At 69.3% G+C, this 13,870-nt stretch carries 15 protein-coding genes and 2 pseudogenes; 6 read left to right on the top strand and 11 right to left on the bottom strand.

Annotation, left to right across the window (positions count from 1 at the left end; translation table 11 throughout):
- Positions 1–23: 23 nt before the first annotated feature.
- Genes RUMESO_RS14010 through glmM form a run of 3 tightly spaced genes read left to right on the top strand, consistent with a single transcriptional unit; the run spans position 24 to position 3,285 of the window.
- Positions 24–929, top strand: coding sequence for a dihydroneopterin aldolase (locus RUMESO_RS14010; RefSeq protein WP_037281177.1), 906 nt, complete (start codon positions 24–26; stop codon positions 927–929).
- Positions 926–1,927 (top strand): dihydropteroate synthase, encoded by a 1,002-nt coding sequence (gene folP / locus RUMESO_RS14005; RefSeq protein WP_037281176.1) that lies wholly within the window; start codon positions 926–928, stop codon positions 1,925–1,927. Before RUMESO_RS14010 ends, folP begins: the two co-directional genes overlap by 4 nt.
- Positions 1,924–3,285, top strand: coding sequence for a phosphoglucosamine mutase (gene glmM, locus RUMESO_RS14000; protein ID WP_037281175.1), 1,362 nt, complete (start codon positions 1,924–1,926; stop codon positions 3,283–3,285). Before folP ends, glmM begins: the two co-directional genes overlap by 4 nt.
- On the opposite strand, the gene RUMESO_RS13995 is transcribed toward glmM, so the two are convergent.
- The 6 genes from RUMESO_RS13995 to RUMESO_RS13975 all read right to left on the bottom strand — a co-directional run bounded on the left by RUMESO_RS13995 (position 3,286) and on the right by RUMESO_RS13975 (position 8,003).
- On the bottom strand, positions 3,286–3,735 hold the full coding sequence (locus tag RUMESO_RS13995; protein ID WP_211262890.1) for a class I SAM-dependent DNA methyltransferase: 450 nt from the start codon (positions 3,733–3,735) through the stop codon (positions 3,286–3,288). It lies immediately after the preceding gene.
- A complete protein-coding gene (locus RUMESO_RS26420) occupies positions 3,639–3,920 on the bottom strand; it encodes a hypothetical protein (protein ID WP_211262889.1) in 282 nt (93 codons plus the stop codon). Before RUMESO_RS26420 ends, RUMESO_RS13995 begins: the two co-directional genes overlap by 97 nt.
- Positions 3,917–4,681 carry an SDR family NAD(P)-dependent oxidoreductase gene (locus RUMESO_RS13990; protein ID WP_037281174.1) on the bottom strand — a complete coding sequence of 255 codons (765 nt, stop codon included), beginning with the start codon at positions 4,679–4,681 and terminating at the stop codon, positions 3,917–3,919. Before RUMESO_RS13990 ends, RUMESO_RS26420 begins: the two co-directional genes overlap by 4 nt.
- Positions 4,682–5,054: 373 nt before the next feature.
- Positions 5,055–6,077, bottom strand: coding sequence for a ketol-acid reductoisomerase (gene ilvC, locus RUMESO_RS13985; RefSeq protein WP_037281173.1), 1,023 nt, complete (start codon positions 6,075–6,077; stop codon positions 5,055–5,057).
- Positions 6,078–6,146: 69 nt separating this feature from the next.
- Positions 6,147–7,316 carry an FAD-dependent monooxygenase gene (locus RUMESO_RS13980; RefSeq protein WP_037281172.1) on the bottom strand — a complete coding sequence of 390 codons (1,170 nt, stop codon included), beginning with the start codon at positions 7,314–7,316 and terminating at the stop codon, positions 6,147–6,149.
- Positions 7,317–7,358: 42 nt separating this feature from the next.
- Positions 7,359–8,003: a pyrimidine 5'-nucleotidase gene (locus RUMESO_RS13975; protein WP_037281171.1), complete on the bottom strand. Its 645-nt coding sequence runs from the start codon at positions 8,001–8,003 to the stop codon at positions 7,359–7,361.
- A 95-nt stretch (positions 8,004–8,098) separates the two neighbouring features.
- Here RUMESO_RS13975 and RUMESO_RS13970 point away from each other — a divergent pair.
- Positions 8,099–8,748 (top strand): annotated as a pseudogene (locus RUMESO_RS13970) (GntR family transcriptional regulator).
- Here RUMESO_RS13970 and RUMESO_RS13965 read toward each other — a convergent pair.
- A pseudogene (locus tag RUMESO_RS13965) lies at positions 8,699–9,379 on the bottom strand (glycosyltransferase family 2 protein); the annotation flags it as partial. The pseudogenes RUMESO_RS13970 and RUMESO_RS13965 sit on opposite strands and share 50 nt — an antisense overlap.
- A gap of 59 nt (positions 9,380–9,438) precedes the next feature.
- On the opposite strand from RUMESO_RS13965, the gene RUMESO_RS13960 reads away from it, so the two are divergent.
- A complete protein-coding gene (locus tag RUMESO_RS13960) occupies positions 9,439–9,888 on the top strand; it encodes a hypothetical protein (RefSeq protein WP_037281170.1) in 450 nt (149 codons plus the stop codon).
- 380 nt (positions 9,889–10,268) lie between these two features.
- On the opposite strand, the gene RUMESO_RS25225 is transcribed toward RUMESO_RS13960, so the two are convergent.
- A complete protein-coding gene (locus RUMESO_RS25225; protein WP_156362948.1) occupies positions 10,269–10,490 on the bottom strand; it encodes a hypothetical protein in 222 nt (73 codons plus the stop codon).
- 237 nt (positions 10,491–10,727) lie between these two features.
- Positions 10,728–11,690, bottom strand: a complete 963-nt coding sequence (locus tag RUMESO_RS13955) for an IS1595 family transposase (protein ID WP_037281169.1) — start codon at positions 11,688–11,690, stop codon at positions 10,728–10,730.
- 101 nt (positions 11,691–11,791) lie between these two features.
- On the opposite strand from RUMESO_RS13955, the gene RUMESO_RS13950 reads away from it, so the two are divergent.
- Entirely contained in the window at positions 11,792–11,998 is a 207-nt protein-coding gene (locus RUMESO_RS13950) for a DUF6471 domain-containing protein (RefSeq protein ID WP_037281168.1), read from the top strand.
- Here the strand turns inward: RUMESO_RS13950 and RUMESO_RS13945 are convergent.
- Positions 11,995–12,684 (bottom strand): hypothetical protein, encoded by a 690-nt coding sequence (locus RUMESO_RS13945; protein WP_037281167.1) that lies wholly within the window; start codon positions 12,682–12,684, stop codon positions 11,995–11,997. The genes RUMESO_RS13950 and RUMESO_RS13945 overlap by 4 nt on opposite strands.
- A gap of 74 nt (positions 12,685–12,758) precedes the next feature.
- Positions 12,759–13,859 carry a glycosyltransferase gene (locus RUMESO_RS13940; protein WP_051521331.1) on the bottom strand — a complete coding sequence of 367 codons (1,101 nt, stop codon included), beginning with the start codon at positions 13,857–13,859 and terminating at the stop codon, positions 12,759–12,761.
- Positions 13,860–13,870: the final 11 nt, after the last annotated feature.

Below are 13,870 nucleotides of genomic sequence, written 5' to 3'. Positions count from 1 at the left end.
GCCGCCGCGCTAGGGACCCCGGGATGACGAGCGACGACCTCCGCACCGCCTTCGGGCCCCTCACGGACCGGGCCGAGGCGATGGCCGGCCCCGATCCCCTCGACCGCATCAGCCTCCGCGATCACCTGGTCGAGGTGGAGATCGGCGCCTTCCAGGTGGAGCGGGGCATCCGCCAGCGGCTCCGCTTCGACATCGTCGTGGAGGTCCACCCGCTCGGGGACGCGGGCGACGACGTGGACCGCATCCTGTCCTACGACAAGCTGGCCGAGGCCGTGGCCGCCGGGCTCGCGGCCGAGCGGCTGAACCTCCTGGAGACCCTGGCCGAGCGCGTGGCCGCCCGCATCCTGCGCGAGCCGCAGGCCGAGCGGGTGTTCCTGCGCATCGAGAAGCTCGACCGTGGCCCGGGCGACCTGGGCGTCGAGGTCGTCCGCTCGCGCCGCGAGGTCGGGGAAGCGGCCTCCGACCACCCCCCGCGCCCGCGAGTGGTGCTGCTCGGCGGTGCCGCGCCAGGGGGGCCGGACCTGTCCATCCTGCTGGACCGCCCCGGCGGCCCGCTCGTGCTCTGCGTGGACGGCCCGGACACCGCCACGCCCGTGGCCGGGACCGAACCCGCCCAGCGCCACATCGACCTCCTCGCCCTGGATCAGGCGGCCTGGGCCCTCGCCTCGCGCGACGCGCGGCTCCTCGTGGTGGGGACGCGGACCGAGCTCGACTGGGCGCTGCGGCAGGGCCTCCCGTCCGTGTGGGCCCCCTCGAAGATGGTGCTCGACGCCGTGGGCGGGCCGGAGGGCGCGGACCCGCTGGCGCTCGCGGCCTGGCTGGCCGGCGTGCTCGGGGCCACGGAGCTCCGCCTGATCGGCCGGGAGCCGCCCGACGGCTTCACGGCCCCGGTCCCGGTGGCGACCGGCCTCCCGAAGGGCACGGCATGACCTACTGGCGCCCCATCCCCATGACCGACCCGGCCCGCCACCCGGAGGCGCTTCCCCTTGCAGGCGGCTGGTGCTGGTTCGACCGCGTCGAGCGCCTCTCCCGCAGCGAGCCGCCCGCGATCATGCCGCTCCCCGAGGTCCCGCCCGAGGTCCTCGACCGCCTCGCCTCGCCTCGCGCGCCCATCGCCGGACTTTCCTGGGAAAGGCCGCGCCTCATGGGCATCCTCAACGTCACGCCCGACAGCTTCTCGGACGGCGGCCTCTTCGACGCCCCCGACTCCGCCCTCGCGCAGGCCCGTGCGATGGAGGCGGAAGGAGCCGACCTCCTCGACCTCGGCGGCGAGAGCACGCGCCCCGGCGCCCGCCAGGTGCCGCCCGAGGAGGAGATCGCCCGTGTCGTGCCCGTGCTGGGCGCGATCCGCCGGCACAGCCCCATCACCCTCTCCGTGGACACCCGCAAGGCCGCCGTCGCCGAGGCCGCGCTGGCGGCGGGCGCGGAGATCGTCAACGACGTCTCGGCCCTCCACTTCGACCCCGGCATGGCCCGGGTCGCCGCCCGCGCGCCCGGCCTCTGCATCATGCACGCCCAAGGCAGCCCCGAGACGATGCAGCTCGACCCCCGCTACGACGACGTGGTGCTCGACGTCTACGACATGCTGGAGGAGCGGGTCGCCGCCGCCGAATCGCAGGGCATCCCGCGCGGCCGCATCCTCGTCGATCCCGGCATCGGCTTTGGAAAGACGCTGCAACACAACGTGAGCCTGCTCCGACGGCTGTCGCTTTACCACGCGTTGGGATGCGCGATACTCTTGGGTGCCTCCCGCAAGGGCTTCGTCGGTGTGCTGGGCGGGGCGAGGGAGGCGCGGGACCGGATGCCGGGCTCGGTGTCGGTCGCACTCCATGCGGCGAGGCAGGGGGTCCAGGTGCTCCGGGTGCACGACGTAGGCGAGACAAGACAGGCCCTGAGCCTGCAAGAATCAGTGAGCGGGACAGTATGACCAAGAAGCTTTTCGGCACCGATGGGGTGCGCGGCACGGCGAACGCCTGGCCGATGACGGCCGACCTCGCGCTGCGGCTGGGCGCGGCGGCAGGCCGCTACTTCCGCAACGACGGATCGAACGGCCATCGCGTCGTGATCGGCAAGGACACCCGCCTCTCGGGCTACATGTTCGAGAGCGCGCTGACGGCGGGCCTGACCTCCACCGGCATGAACGTGCTGCTGCTCGGCCCCGTGCCGACGCCGGCCGTGGGGCTGCTCACGACCTCCATGCGCGCCGACGTGGGGATCATGATCTCGGCGTCCCACAACCCCCACCAGGACAACGGCATCAAGTTCTTCGGCCCCGACGGCTTCAAGCTCTCCGACGAGGCCGAGGCCGAGATCGAGGCGCTGGTGGATGCCGGCGTGGAGCCCACGGGCGCCGTCAACATCGGCCACGCCAGACGGGTCGACGACGGCCGCTTCCGCTACATGGAGCGGCTCAAGGGCACCTTTCCGAACGGCCGGCGGCTCGACGGACTCAAGGTCGTGATCGACTGCGGCAACGGCGCCGCCTACAAGGTCGCCCCCGAGGTTCTCTGGGAGCTTGGCGCGACCGTGGTGCCCGTCGGCACCAACCCGACCGGCACCAACATCAACGAGGGCTGCGGCTCCACCGCCCCGCGCGCGGCGGCCGAGATGGTGGTCGCCCACGGCGCCGACCTCGGCATCTGCCTCGACGGCGACGCCGACCGCGTGATCCTGATCGACGAGAACGGCGAGATCGCGGACGGCGATCAGGTCATGGCCCTGCTGGCCGCTCGCTGGGCCGAGCAGGGGCGCCTCGCGGGCGGCACCCTGGTCGCGACCGTCATGTCGAACCTCGGGCTGGAGCGGTTCCTCGGCGGGCGCGGCCTGCGCCTGGAGCGCACCGCCGTCGGCGACCGCTACGTGGTCGAGGCGATGCGCGCCGGCGGCTGGAACCTCGGCGGCGAGCAGTCGGGCCACATCGTCATGTCCGATTACGCGACGACCGGCGACGGCCTCCTCGCCGCGCTCCAGGTCCTCGCCGCGATGATCGAGACGGGGCGGCCCGCCTCCGCCCTCCTGCGGCAGTTCGAGACGGTGCCCCAGCTCCTCAGGAACGTCCGCTTCGCGGCGGACCAGCAGCCGCTCTCCGCCCCGTCGGTCGAGAGGGCCATCGCCGGCGCCCAGGCCCGCCTCGACGGCCAGGGGCGGCTCCTCATCCGCAAGTCGGGGACCGAGCCGCTGATCCGCGTCATGGCCGAATGCGAGGACGAGGCCCTCCTCGCCGAGGTGGTGGGCGACGTCGTGGCCGCCGTCGAGAACGCGGCGATGGTGCGCACGGCGGAGTAGTCAGAGCCTCTCGCAGGCGAAGAGCCGCACCAGGACGTGCGGCTCCCTCACCGTGAAGGCGCGGACGGGGCCGAGCGACTCCAGCAGGCGCCACTCGCCCTCGGCCTCCAGAGCCGCCTGCTCCTCGCGGAACCCCTGCTGGTCGTGCACCACGTCCCGCACGCTGAACAGGAGCCGCCCGCCCGGCCGCGTGACCCGCACCAGCTCCCGAAGGCTTGCGGCGGGCGCGTGGCCCAAGGTGAAGACGCCCGCCGCCATCACCGCGGCGAAGCGCCCGTCGGGGAAGGGCAGGGCCTCGCCCAGCACGCCGCGAACCAGCTCCGCATAAGCGCCGAGCCGGGCCGCCCGCTCCATCATCGGCTCCGACATGTCGAACCCGACGATCCCCCGATAGCCCAGCGCGTGCAGCAGGTCGCCCCCGACCCCCGTTCCGCAGCCCGCGTCCAGCACTCGCCCGCCTCCCTCGGCACATGACGCGCCACCAGCATCGCCACGAGATGCGGCAGACGATAGCCCGAGGCCGCTGTCTCCGCGTCGTAGGTCTCAGCCCAGGCGGCGTAGCCGGCCCGCAACTCCTCCGCGTCCCTGGCGGCATAGACCGCCGCCATGGCCTCGCTCTCGGCCTCCGTGCTCATGCGGCGGTGAACCCGTTGTCCACGAAGAGCCGCGCCCCGTTCACGAAGCTCGCCTCGTCGCTCGCCAGGAACAGCGCCGCCTTCGCCACCTCCTCCGGCGTGCCGATGCGCCCCTGCTGGGCGGCGATGGCGGCCTCGGACACGTCCACCCCCAGCGCCTGAAGGTCCCGCACCTCGCGCAGCCCGTGCGGCGTCTCGATGAAGCCCGGGCAGACGGCGTTGCAGCGGATGCCCCGGTCGCGGAACTCCACCGCGATGGCGCGGGCGAACATGTGCACCGCCCCCTTGGTCGTATCGTAGAGCACCTCCATCGGCGTCCCCGCCACGGCGCTGATCGACGACGTGCAGACGATGGACCCGCCACCCTGCGCCAGCATCCCCGGCAGGACGGCCTTGGTCATCAGGAACATCGACTTCACGTTGACGGCATGGAGCCAGTCCCATTCCTCCTCGGTCGTCTCCAGGAACGGCTTGATGACGATGGTGCCCGCGTGGTTGAAGAGCACGTTCGCCGGCCCATGCGCCGCCTCCGCGCCCTTCACGGCGGCCTCGACCTGGCCCGCGTCCGACACGTCCGCTTGGAACGCCGCCGCCGTCCCGCCCGCGCGCCGGATGGCGTCCACCCGCTCCTCTCCCGCCTGGAGGTTCCGGTCGATCACCGCGACCTTCGCGCCCTCCTGCGCGAACAGCGACGACGCCGCGCCCCCCATCCCCGTCGCCCCGCCCGAGACGATGGCCACCTTGCCGTCCAGCCTGCCCATTCCGGTCCCTCCCCTAGCGACGCCAGCTTGGCAGAGACGTGGGAAAAGGGAAGGGAAGGAGAGCGCCCCGCGAGGCTTCGGGAGGGCATGGCGGCTCGTTCCGGCGTGGGGTGGGGTTTCGTCCCGCCATCGCTGGCCCACTTCACGAATGGTCGATTCCTGATGGGGTGAAACCCCAACCCCACGGGCGACGCAACACCCCCGACGGCGGTTTTGGCTCGTGAATCCAGCTATTTGCCCAGTGGTGTTGCGTCGCCCCACCCCCCCACCGCCCGTTGGTCCCGCAATTCGTTAACCTTTGTCGGGCATCCTCAATGCAAAGGGGCGCCGAATCACCGGCGCCCCCGCATGAGGAGTTATGATGACCCCGAGGTCAGTTGCGCGAACGGTCCACCATCTTGCCCTTGGAGATCCAGGGCATCATGGCGCGGAGCTTTTCGCCGACCTGCTCGATCTGGTGCTCGTCGTTCAGGCGGCGGGTGGCCTTGAACATCGGCTGGCCGACGGCGTTCTCCTGCATGAAGTCGCGGACGAACTTGCCGGTCTGGATGTCCCGCAGCACGTCGCGCATGCGCTGCTTGGTTTCCTCGTAGGGGAGGATGCGCGGCCCCGAGACATACTCGCCGTATTCGGCGGTGTTCGAGATCGAGTAGTTCATGTTGGCGATGCCGCCCTCGTAGATCAGGTCGACGATCAGCTTCACCTCGTGCAGGCACTCGAAATAGGCCATCTCGGGCTCGTAGCCGGCCTCGACCAGCGTCTCGAAGCCCATGCGGATCAGCTCCACGAGGCCGCCGCAGAGCACCGCCTGCTCGCCGAAGAGGTCGGTCTCGCATTCCTGGCGGAAGTTGGTCTCGATGATGCCCGAACGGCCGCCGCCGATGGCGGAGCAGTAGGACAGCCCGATCTCCATGGCCTTGCCGGAGGCGTCGTTGTGCACCGCCACGAGGCAGGGCACGCCACCGCCCTTGAGGTATTCGCCGCGCACCGTGTGGCCCGGGCCCTTGGGCGCCATCATGATGACGTCCACGCCCTTCTTGGGCTCGATCAGGCCGAAGTGGATGTTGAGCCCGTGGGCGAAGGCGATGGCCGCCCCCTCGCGCAGGTGGTCGTGGACGTAGCGCTTGTAGGTGTCGGCCTGCAGCTCGTCGGGCATGGTGAACATGATGAGGTCGGCCCAGGCGGCGGCCTCGCTGATGCCCATGACCTTGAGCCCCTCGGCCTCGGCCTTCTTCGCCGACGGCGAGCCCTCGCGCAGCGCCACGACGACGTTCTTGGCGCCCGAGTCGCGCAGGTTCAGCGCATGGGCATGCCCCTGCGAGCCGTAGCCCAGGATCGCGACCTTCTTGTCCTTGATCAGGTTCACGTCGCAGTCGCGATCGTAGTAGACGCGCATTCTAGTCCCTCCATCCGGTTGGCCGCGCCTTATCGCAGCGAACGCGGGAGGGCAACCGGGGCAGCAGGCTCAGCCGATGCCGAGCCCCAGCCGCATGAGCGCGTGCCGCACCGGGGCTACGTCGTGCATCGCCCGCAGCCCCAGCGCCCGCAGCGGCCCGAGCCCGCCGATGGAGGCGCGGTTCAGCACGTCGATCCCCGTGGCGCGCAGCCGGATGTCGGGCTCGCGCTTGCGGGCGTAGTCCCGCAGCCAGCCGTCCGCCCCGACCTCGTCGGGACGCTCGGCCGACAGGTCGATCAGCACCCGCAGGTCCGCGAGGCTCATGTTCAGCCCCTGCGCCCCGATGGGCGGGACGACATGGGCGGCCTCAGCCATCAGCGCCGTGCGCCGGGCGGTGATCCGGTCCGCGACCTGCGTGACGATGGGCCAGGCCTGCCGCCCGCCGACCGGGGTCAGGTGCCCCATGATCCCCGCCGACCGGGCGTTGACCGCCTCCGCGAAGTCGCCTTCGGGCAGGGCCTTCAGCCGCAGCGCCTCGGCCCCGTCCGTCATCCACACGACCGCCGAGCAGGGACGGCCCTGATGGTCGGGCAGGGGGACCAGCGTGAAGGGCCCGCCCGAGGCATGGACCTCGGTCGAGACGCCGCCATGCGGCTGATCGTGCGTGACGGCGAAGACCAGCGCCTTCTGCCCGTAGCGCCTCGTCCGCACGCCGATCCCGCAGGCCTCCCGCACCGCCGAGCCGCGTCCGTCCGCGCCGACGAGCAGCCGCGCCGAGACCTTGCGCCCATCGGAGAGGGTGACGACCACATCCTCCACCTCGGCCATCCGCCCCGCGAAGCCGATGCCGCGCAGCAGCGTGACCTCCGGCATCTCCGCCAGCCTCTCCGCGAGGGCGCGCTTTAGGGCGAGGTTCGGGATGTTCCACCCGAAAGGCTGGTCGCCGAGGTCCCCGGCGTCGAACTCGCGCTCGACCGGTCGGCCCCGGGCATCGACGATGCGCATGACCCGCAACGGGGTCGCCTCGGGGGCGAGCCGCTCCCAGAGCCCCGCCTGGTCCAGCAGCTTCCGCCCCGGCTGCAGGATCGCGGTGGTCCTGAGGTCCGCGTCGGGCCCGTCCGGCATCTCGGCGGGCGCGGGGTCCACGCAGGTGACCCGGAGCCCGAGGCTCCCGAAGGCCGCCGCCGCCGCGAGCCCCGCCGTGCCGCCGCCGGCGATGAGGATGTCCGTCCTGTCCATGCGCCCGGAGATAGGCCAGAGGCGCGGGGCCGGGAAGGCCCCTCAGACGAGCGTCGCGAGGAAGGCGGCGAGGTCGTCGGTATGGTGGTGGATGTGGTCCTGCGCCAGAGCCTCGGGCCCCACCAGCACCGTCCGCATTCCCATCAGGTGCGGGACCATGAGGTTCCTCGGATCGTCCTCGAACATCGCCCCTTCGGAGGGCGAGAGGCCGTCGAGCGCGAAGACCGCCTCGAAGGCCGCCTGCTCGGGCTTGGGAAGGTAGCCTGCGTGCTCCACGCCGTAGACCGCGTCGAAGGCCCCGGTCAGCCCGCGCGTCGCCAGCACCTTGGCCGCATAAGCGCCATCGCCGTTGGTGAACACGATCCGGCGCCCCGGGAGCGCGGTGATGCGCGCCGCGAGAAGGGGATCGGGCGAGAGGCCGGAGAAGTCGATGTCATGGACATCGTCCAGGTAAGGCCCCGGATCGAGCCCGTGCTCCGCCATCAGCCCGGCGAGCGTCGTCCCATAGGTCGCCCAGTAATGCGCGCGAAGACGGTCGGCCTCCGCCTCCGAGACGCCCAGGAGACGGGCCACATAGGCCGTCATGCGGACCTCTATCTGGGCGAAGAGACGAGCCTCGGGCGGATACAACGTATTGTCGAGGTCGAAGACCCAGGTCCGGACATGGGAGAAGGAGGCGGCGACCATCGCCCGACCCTAGGGGACCTCCGGGATGGCCGCAACCGCGCCCGCTTGCGTGCGGGCCCAAGGGGTCTAACATCGCCGCGCGTAAAGGAATCCGCATGACCGACCTCAAGACCCAGCGCGACGCCTACGGCCTGATCCTGGAGGCCATCGACTCCGGCCTCTACAAGCCCGGCGACCGGCTGGTGGAAAGCGAGCTCGCCGACCGCTTCGGCGTATCGCGCACCCCCATCCGCGAGGCGCTGCAACGGATGGAGACGCAGTCGCTCCTGGTCCGGGACGGGCGGTCGCTGATCGTGGCCTCGCTCGACCACAACCAGCTCGCGGAGCTCTACGTGGTCCGGGGGAGCTGGAGGGCCTCGCCGCGCGGCTCGCCGCCAAGCACGCCACGGCCGAGGAGGTCCGCGTCCTGCGCGACATGCTGGAGGCCGACCGGGCGCTGGTGAGCGACCCCCAGGCGCTGTCCCGCGCGAACCGGCGGTTCCACCGGCAGATCCACCTCGCCTCGCACAACCGCTTCCTCGTGCAGCAGCTCGACCTCGTGCACCGGTCCATGGCGCTGCTGGCGTCCACCTCCCTCTCGGCCGAGGGCCGGTCCAAGGGGACGCTCGACGAGCACGAGGCCATCGTGCGCGCCATCGAGGCGGGGGACGAGGACGCCGCCGATGCCGCGCTGCGCGAGCATATCTCGCGCGCCTTCATGACGCGGCTGCGGCTGGACGCGGCCAAGGTGCAGGCGGCGGAGTGACCATCCCGGCCGGGGCGTCCGCGCGATCCAAGCCGTGAGCCGTCTTGTCCCAGTGGAACGGCCGAAGGACGATCTCCCACAGGGCCTTGTAGAGGGCCAGGGTGGCCAGGGGGAAATACGCGATCATCGTGGGCGCCCAGATCGCGAGGCCCTTCTTTCCGGCCCGTCGGGCTCCGATCGAGGCACAGGCGATCTCGAGAGCCTGAGCCCCGAGGAACAGCAGCGACAGGCCGCCCAGGGCGTCGGACGGCAGGACAGGCGAGAGCGGGTGCAGGCCGAGGGGCGCGAGCCAGAAGCTCCAAAGCACAGGGGCCAGTGCGAACTGGAGGACCGTGCCCAGGAACATGATCTGGAATCCGAAGAAACGTCTCGGCCCCAGTTCCCGCCAGAGCCGCCGAGGGTCGCGCATGTGCACCGCCCAGGTCACGGCGTAGCCCTTGAGCCAGCGGCTCCGCTGCCGGACCCAGGGCCAGGGGCGGAAGTTGGCCTCCTCCTGCGTGGCGATGGGGATCATCTCGGTCCGGTAGCCGTGACGGGCGAGGCGGAGGCCCAGGTCCGCGTCCTCGGTCACGTTGTGGGCGTCCCAGCCGCCGACCGCCTCCAGCGCCTCGCGGCGGAGGAACGGCCTTAGGTAGCAAGAGCACCACGTCGTTTCTGCCGCCTGACGGCCCCTGCGGCTACCTTGCCTGCATGACGGACACGACGATAGCGGGGCTGCTCAAGGCCCGAGACGAGATGCTGGCCGAGTTGCTGGCGCTGCGGGACCGCGCGGCCAAGGTCTACAACGACATCGAGGCCATGGACCGCGTTCTGGACGCCTTGGGCTATGACGGCCCGCCGCTGGCCGAGCGGCAGGCGCGGCAGCACCGCCTCGTCATCTTCAACCGGAACGAGCTGCGGCAGTTCATCCTGCGCGAGCTGCGCAAGGGCGAGCCGCTGACGAGCCGCGACTTGGCCGAGCGGATCTGCGGCGAGGAAGGCAAGGACATACGCGATCAGCGTATGGTCATGGACGTGACGCGGCGCGTGTCCAAGGCCGTGAAGCTGCTCGAGGAGCGGAAGGCCGTGCGCGGGACGAAGGACCGGATGGGGCGGTGGGTGTGGGAGTTGGCTATTCGCCACTCTGCCGAAGCATCATGATCCAAGCGTAGTGTTTCTGATAATCCAGCAGCAGAGAGCCGATGCGGGGCGAGCGGCGGCCAGTCCAGCAACCAAAGTGGGGCGGCTTCCAAGGCATGACAATGCACTGGTCTTCGTCTAAGACGAAGCGCGTGGCTACCGCCAAGCCCATCTCATCCAAGTCGGACGTGTTCTGGATGATTATATCCCGGTCATGTCTGGCCCAAGCTCTCAACGTCTTGGTCCCATAGGCGATCTTGCAGGCGAACTCTCCGGTTCTCGTGTTCCGGCGGACATCCAGAACGAGACAGGGGCGAAGGCTTGGACCTTCGCCCCTTGGTTTTGATTCTCTGTAGTGGCCCGCTACGATGTCGAAGACAGACGGCGGGCTCTTTGTCCACTCAGGCAGCGTGGATGACTCGTCCGAAGCCATCTACCACTTCCCACTCATCAGACGAAAAGTCGACGCCGAGCTCGTCGCGCATCGCGGCCACAGTTTTAGCGTCCACATCTTCGTCATAATCATACGCCTCCGGCGGGAAGGGCCGAACAACCCCACCGTTCGCCACGGTCGGTTGGTTCTTTCTTTGCGCCATCGGTATCTCCAAAACTTCCATGGTCATGATATGTGCCCGCTCGACTGTCTTCGCAATGATTCTGGCGACAGCGTGACCAACATACCCGAGCGTTCACTACCGGGGCCCTAACGTTGCCTAGTTGCCCCAGTTCCTCCCTGTGCCCCTCTTTAGTCTCGGCTCGCCTTGGGGACAAGTAGGGTTTTCCACTCCGCCTAGCACGTCCAGTGTGTCCATCCCTCACCAAGCCTGTCTTTCGGTTACTCGGGGTAACGACGTGCGACTTCATGCCGCCCGCTGCCAATATCCCTTCCACGCCCGGCTGACGGGCGAGTCCATGGCATCCCCGGCCAGCCGATAGGCCAGCGTTCCGTTGTCCCGGCGGCGGTTGTCCTCCAGCCAAGCCGCTTGGTTGGCGTACTGGTGGAGGTACTGCGGGCTGACGTGGTGATGCTGACCCTCGACCATGCGGCGCAGGCGCGAGAAGAACGACTCGACTTGGTTCGTGTTCTTGCCGTGATCTGAGTAGGCTTCCGAGTGATTGATGCGCTCCACTGGCCACGCCAGTTCCAGCGCGTCCCAATGCGAGGCTTCGTCGGCGGACAGGATCGCCCGCTCGCACACGTTCTCCACGGCCAGCGCCACGCCCTCGTCTTCGGCCATGGTCACGAACGGCAACGTCCGACCCTTGCGCTCACGGAAGGCGACCACGACCCGGCGACGCCCGTTCTGGTGGCGGGCCAAGCGACGGTCGATCCGATCTTCCTTGCGGTTCTCGGGCCGGATGGTCCCGCCGAAGTAGGCGCCATCAACCTCGACGTGGCCCGTCAGCACCTCGCCCGTCTGGACCTCCAGCGCCATGGCCTCGCGCAGCTTGTGAGCGAGAACTAAGGCCGTCTTGTACTGGCAATCCAGCGTCCGCGAGAGCTGCACCATGGACAGGCCCTTGGCCGCGTTCACGGTGATGCAGATGGCGGCCAGCAGGTCCATGAAGGACATCTTGCGCGAGGCAAAGATGGTCCCCGACGTGACCGAGAACTGGTAGGCGCACGCCTTGCACTTGAACTTGCGGCGGGTCGCGATGGGGTAGGTCGCCGCGCAGTCGCAGCGGGGGCACACGGCTTCGCCGTTCGTCTCGGGCCAGCGCAGTTGGCAGAACGTCTGGTAGGCCGCATCTTCGCCCGCCTTGTAGATCGCCTTGAGGCTCAAGGTGCGAGCGGCGGCGGAGAGGAGGAAGTGCTGGGCCATCGTACTGTATCCGTTGCTTACGTAACGAATATAGTACGTAGACGCACTCCTCACAAGTGCATATGTAACGAATAAGATACGTTCAGCATCGAAGGCATTACATGACCGAACAGACCGAATGGGAGACGAAGGCCGCGAACATTCTCAAGGCCGAGTTGAAGCGGGCGGGCGTGACTTACGCCCAACTGGCGGAGCGGATCGGGGATAAGGAAGTCAACATCCGCAACAAGCTCTCTCGGGGCAAGTTCACAGCGGCCTTCATGTTGCAATGCTTAGAGGCGGTAGGCGCAAGAGACCTGCGGCTTTAATCCTTCACCCTGTAGCTTGGTACCCGACCAAACTCGTCCTCCAGCTCATCCTCCAGCGCGAGGTCGAGGAACTTGAGCAGAGCGCCGCGTTCGTACTCCTGCTTGTCGTCCACTTGGCGCGTCGCTTCGGGGTTGCTTTCCGCAAAGGATCGGAGAGTGCGGCCAAGGAACATCAGATATTTTCGCCTGCCCTTTTCGGCGTCCGACATGCCGGCAATGGTTCGGGTAGTACTGTGGCCCAAGAGGGCTGCCAGACCTGCAGTGTCGAACCTGTTGACCGTCTCGGTGATGTGCGGGATGCGGAGCATCCCCCAGTCACTCTGCTTCAGCGTCTCGATTGCGTCCTTCTCTGAGAGCCAGACTTCATCGGCCATAAGCGACCTCCCTGCCATTCTGATATTGTAGCGTGCACGGGTGAACCAGCGTGCGTGCCAGAAAAGGAGGAGGAGGCCGACAAGCACGAATGCCAACCGAACAGCCCAATGATCTAGGAAGGCCGCGAACGCCCCGCCGTCCAGCATCAGCCAATCTGGGATAGGCGTGCTCATCAACGGCCCGACCCACGGAGCAAGCCAGACCCACCACAACTGAACGTCACCGGGGACACCGGATAGCCCGACAACCAGCAGGACGAGGCCCACCAGCCCGTAGATCTTCCCGCCGTAGTGCTTAATCCTCCGCCACATAGAGGCGAGCCTGCCCGAAGGCGTTGGCGCTGTGGAGTCACAACTTACCTCCCCCAACGGCCTTGGTGCGTTTGCTACCTAAGGCCGCGGAGGAACAGTGTCGTGCCGCCGAGGGGCAGGGCCATGCCGAGCCGTTCGAGCCCCGGGAGGAGGACGCGGAACCACGCGGCGTATTCGAGGGTGAAGCAGCGCGCCATCCAGTTGCGGCCCGAGTTGAAGTAGTCGAGCGCCCCCTGGAGGCAGGCGGTCCGGGCGCCCCGGCGGGCGAAGACCTCGGCCACCCGGCGCAGGTGGTCGGGGGCAGGAAGGTCCTCGGCGTCGTAGATGCCGATCACCGACCCCCTGGCGAAGGGCAGCGCATAGTTGAGCGCGCGCGGCTTGGTGCGGATCGTCCCCTCGGGCACGACGATCACCTGAACCCAAGCGGGCAACTCCGCCGAGGCGACGGCGCGTCGGGTCAGGTCATCGTCATCCTCGAGGATCAGGCAGAGGTCGAGGCACTTGCGCGGATAATCCAGCGCGGCGATCCGCGCGAGGATCGTGCCGGCGATCTCGGGCTCCCGGTAGAGGGGCACGAGGACCGACACGATCGGCAGCCGGGCCGGCACCACTTGGGCGCCTTGGTCAGCCGATTCGACGCGAAGCGCCGTCAGAAGGGCCGCGAGGCGCAGCGCGGCCGAGAGGAGCAGGGTTGCCGCCGCCAGCATGGCGAGAGAGGCGAGAAGGGCGAGCGGCGCGAGAAGGACCGCCGCAAGCAGGAGCGCCGCTCCGGAAAGGCCCCAGCGGGCAAGGCGCCCCCCGCGAAGGGATCGGCAGCTTGCCGGCGACGGAAGCCGCCGTTCGGCCCGCGTGGCCAGGGGGCGCCCGACGAGATCGGACAGGGCGGATCGGAGCGGCTCGGGCTCGGCGCGGGCGAGGCGTACGGGCCCAAGGGCGGCCTCGAGCTGCGGAAGCGTCCGAATGGCGCGTGACGGGTCCGCGCAGACGACGACCGTGGCCGCACCGCTCCGCCGCCAGGGCAGGACGCCCTCCCGCAACGCGAGGAGCGGCGGGAGCAGGGCGGCGAGACTCGGGTCGGGAGGGAGGGTCGCGAGATCGACCGTTCCCCATGCGGCATCGGGCGTCGGCTGTCGTGCCGGCGCGACACGGTGCCACCTGAGAGCGACTTGGACCATCCGGCGCTTCC

The organism is Rubellimicrobium mesophilum DSM 19309 (genome assembly GCF_000600335.2).
Taxonomy (GTDB): Bacteria; Pseudomonadota; Alphaproteobacteria; order Rhodobacterales; family Rhodobacteraceae; genus Rubellimicrobium; species Rubellimicrobium mesophilum.
Note: the sequence above shows the minus strand (reverse complement) of the source record. Positions and strands in the feature narration are given on the sequence as shown.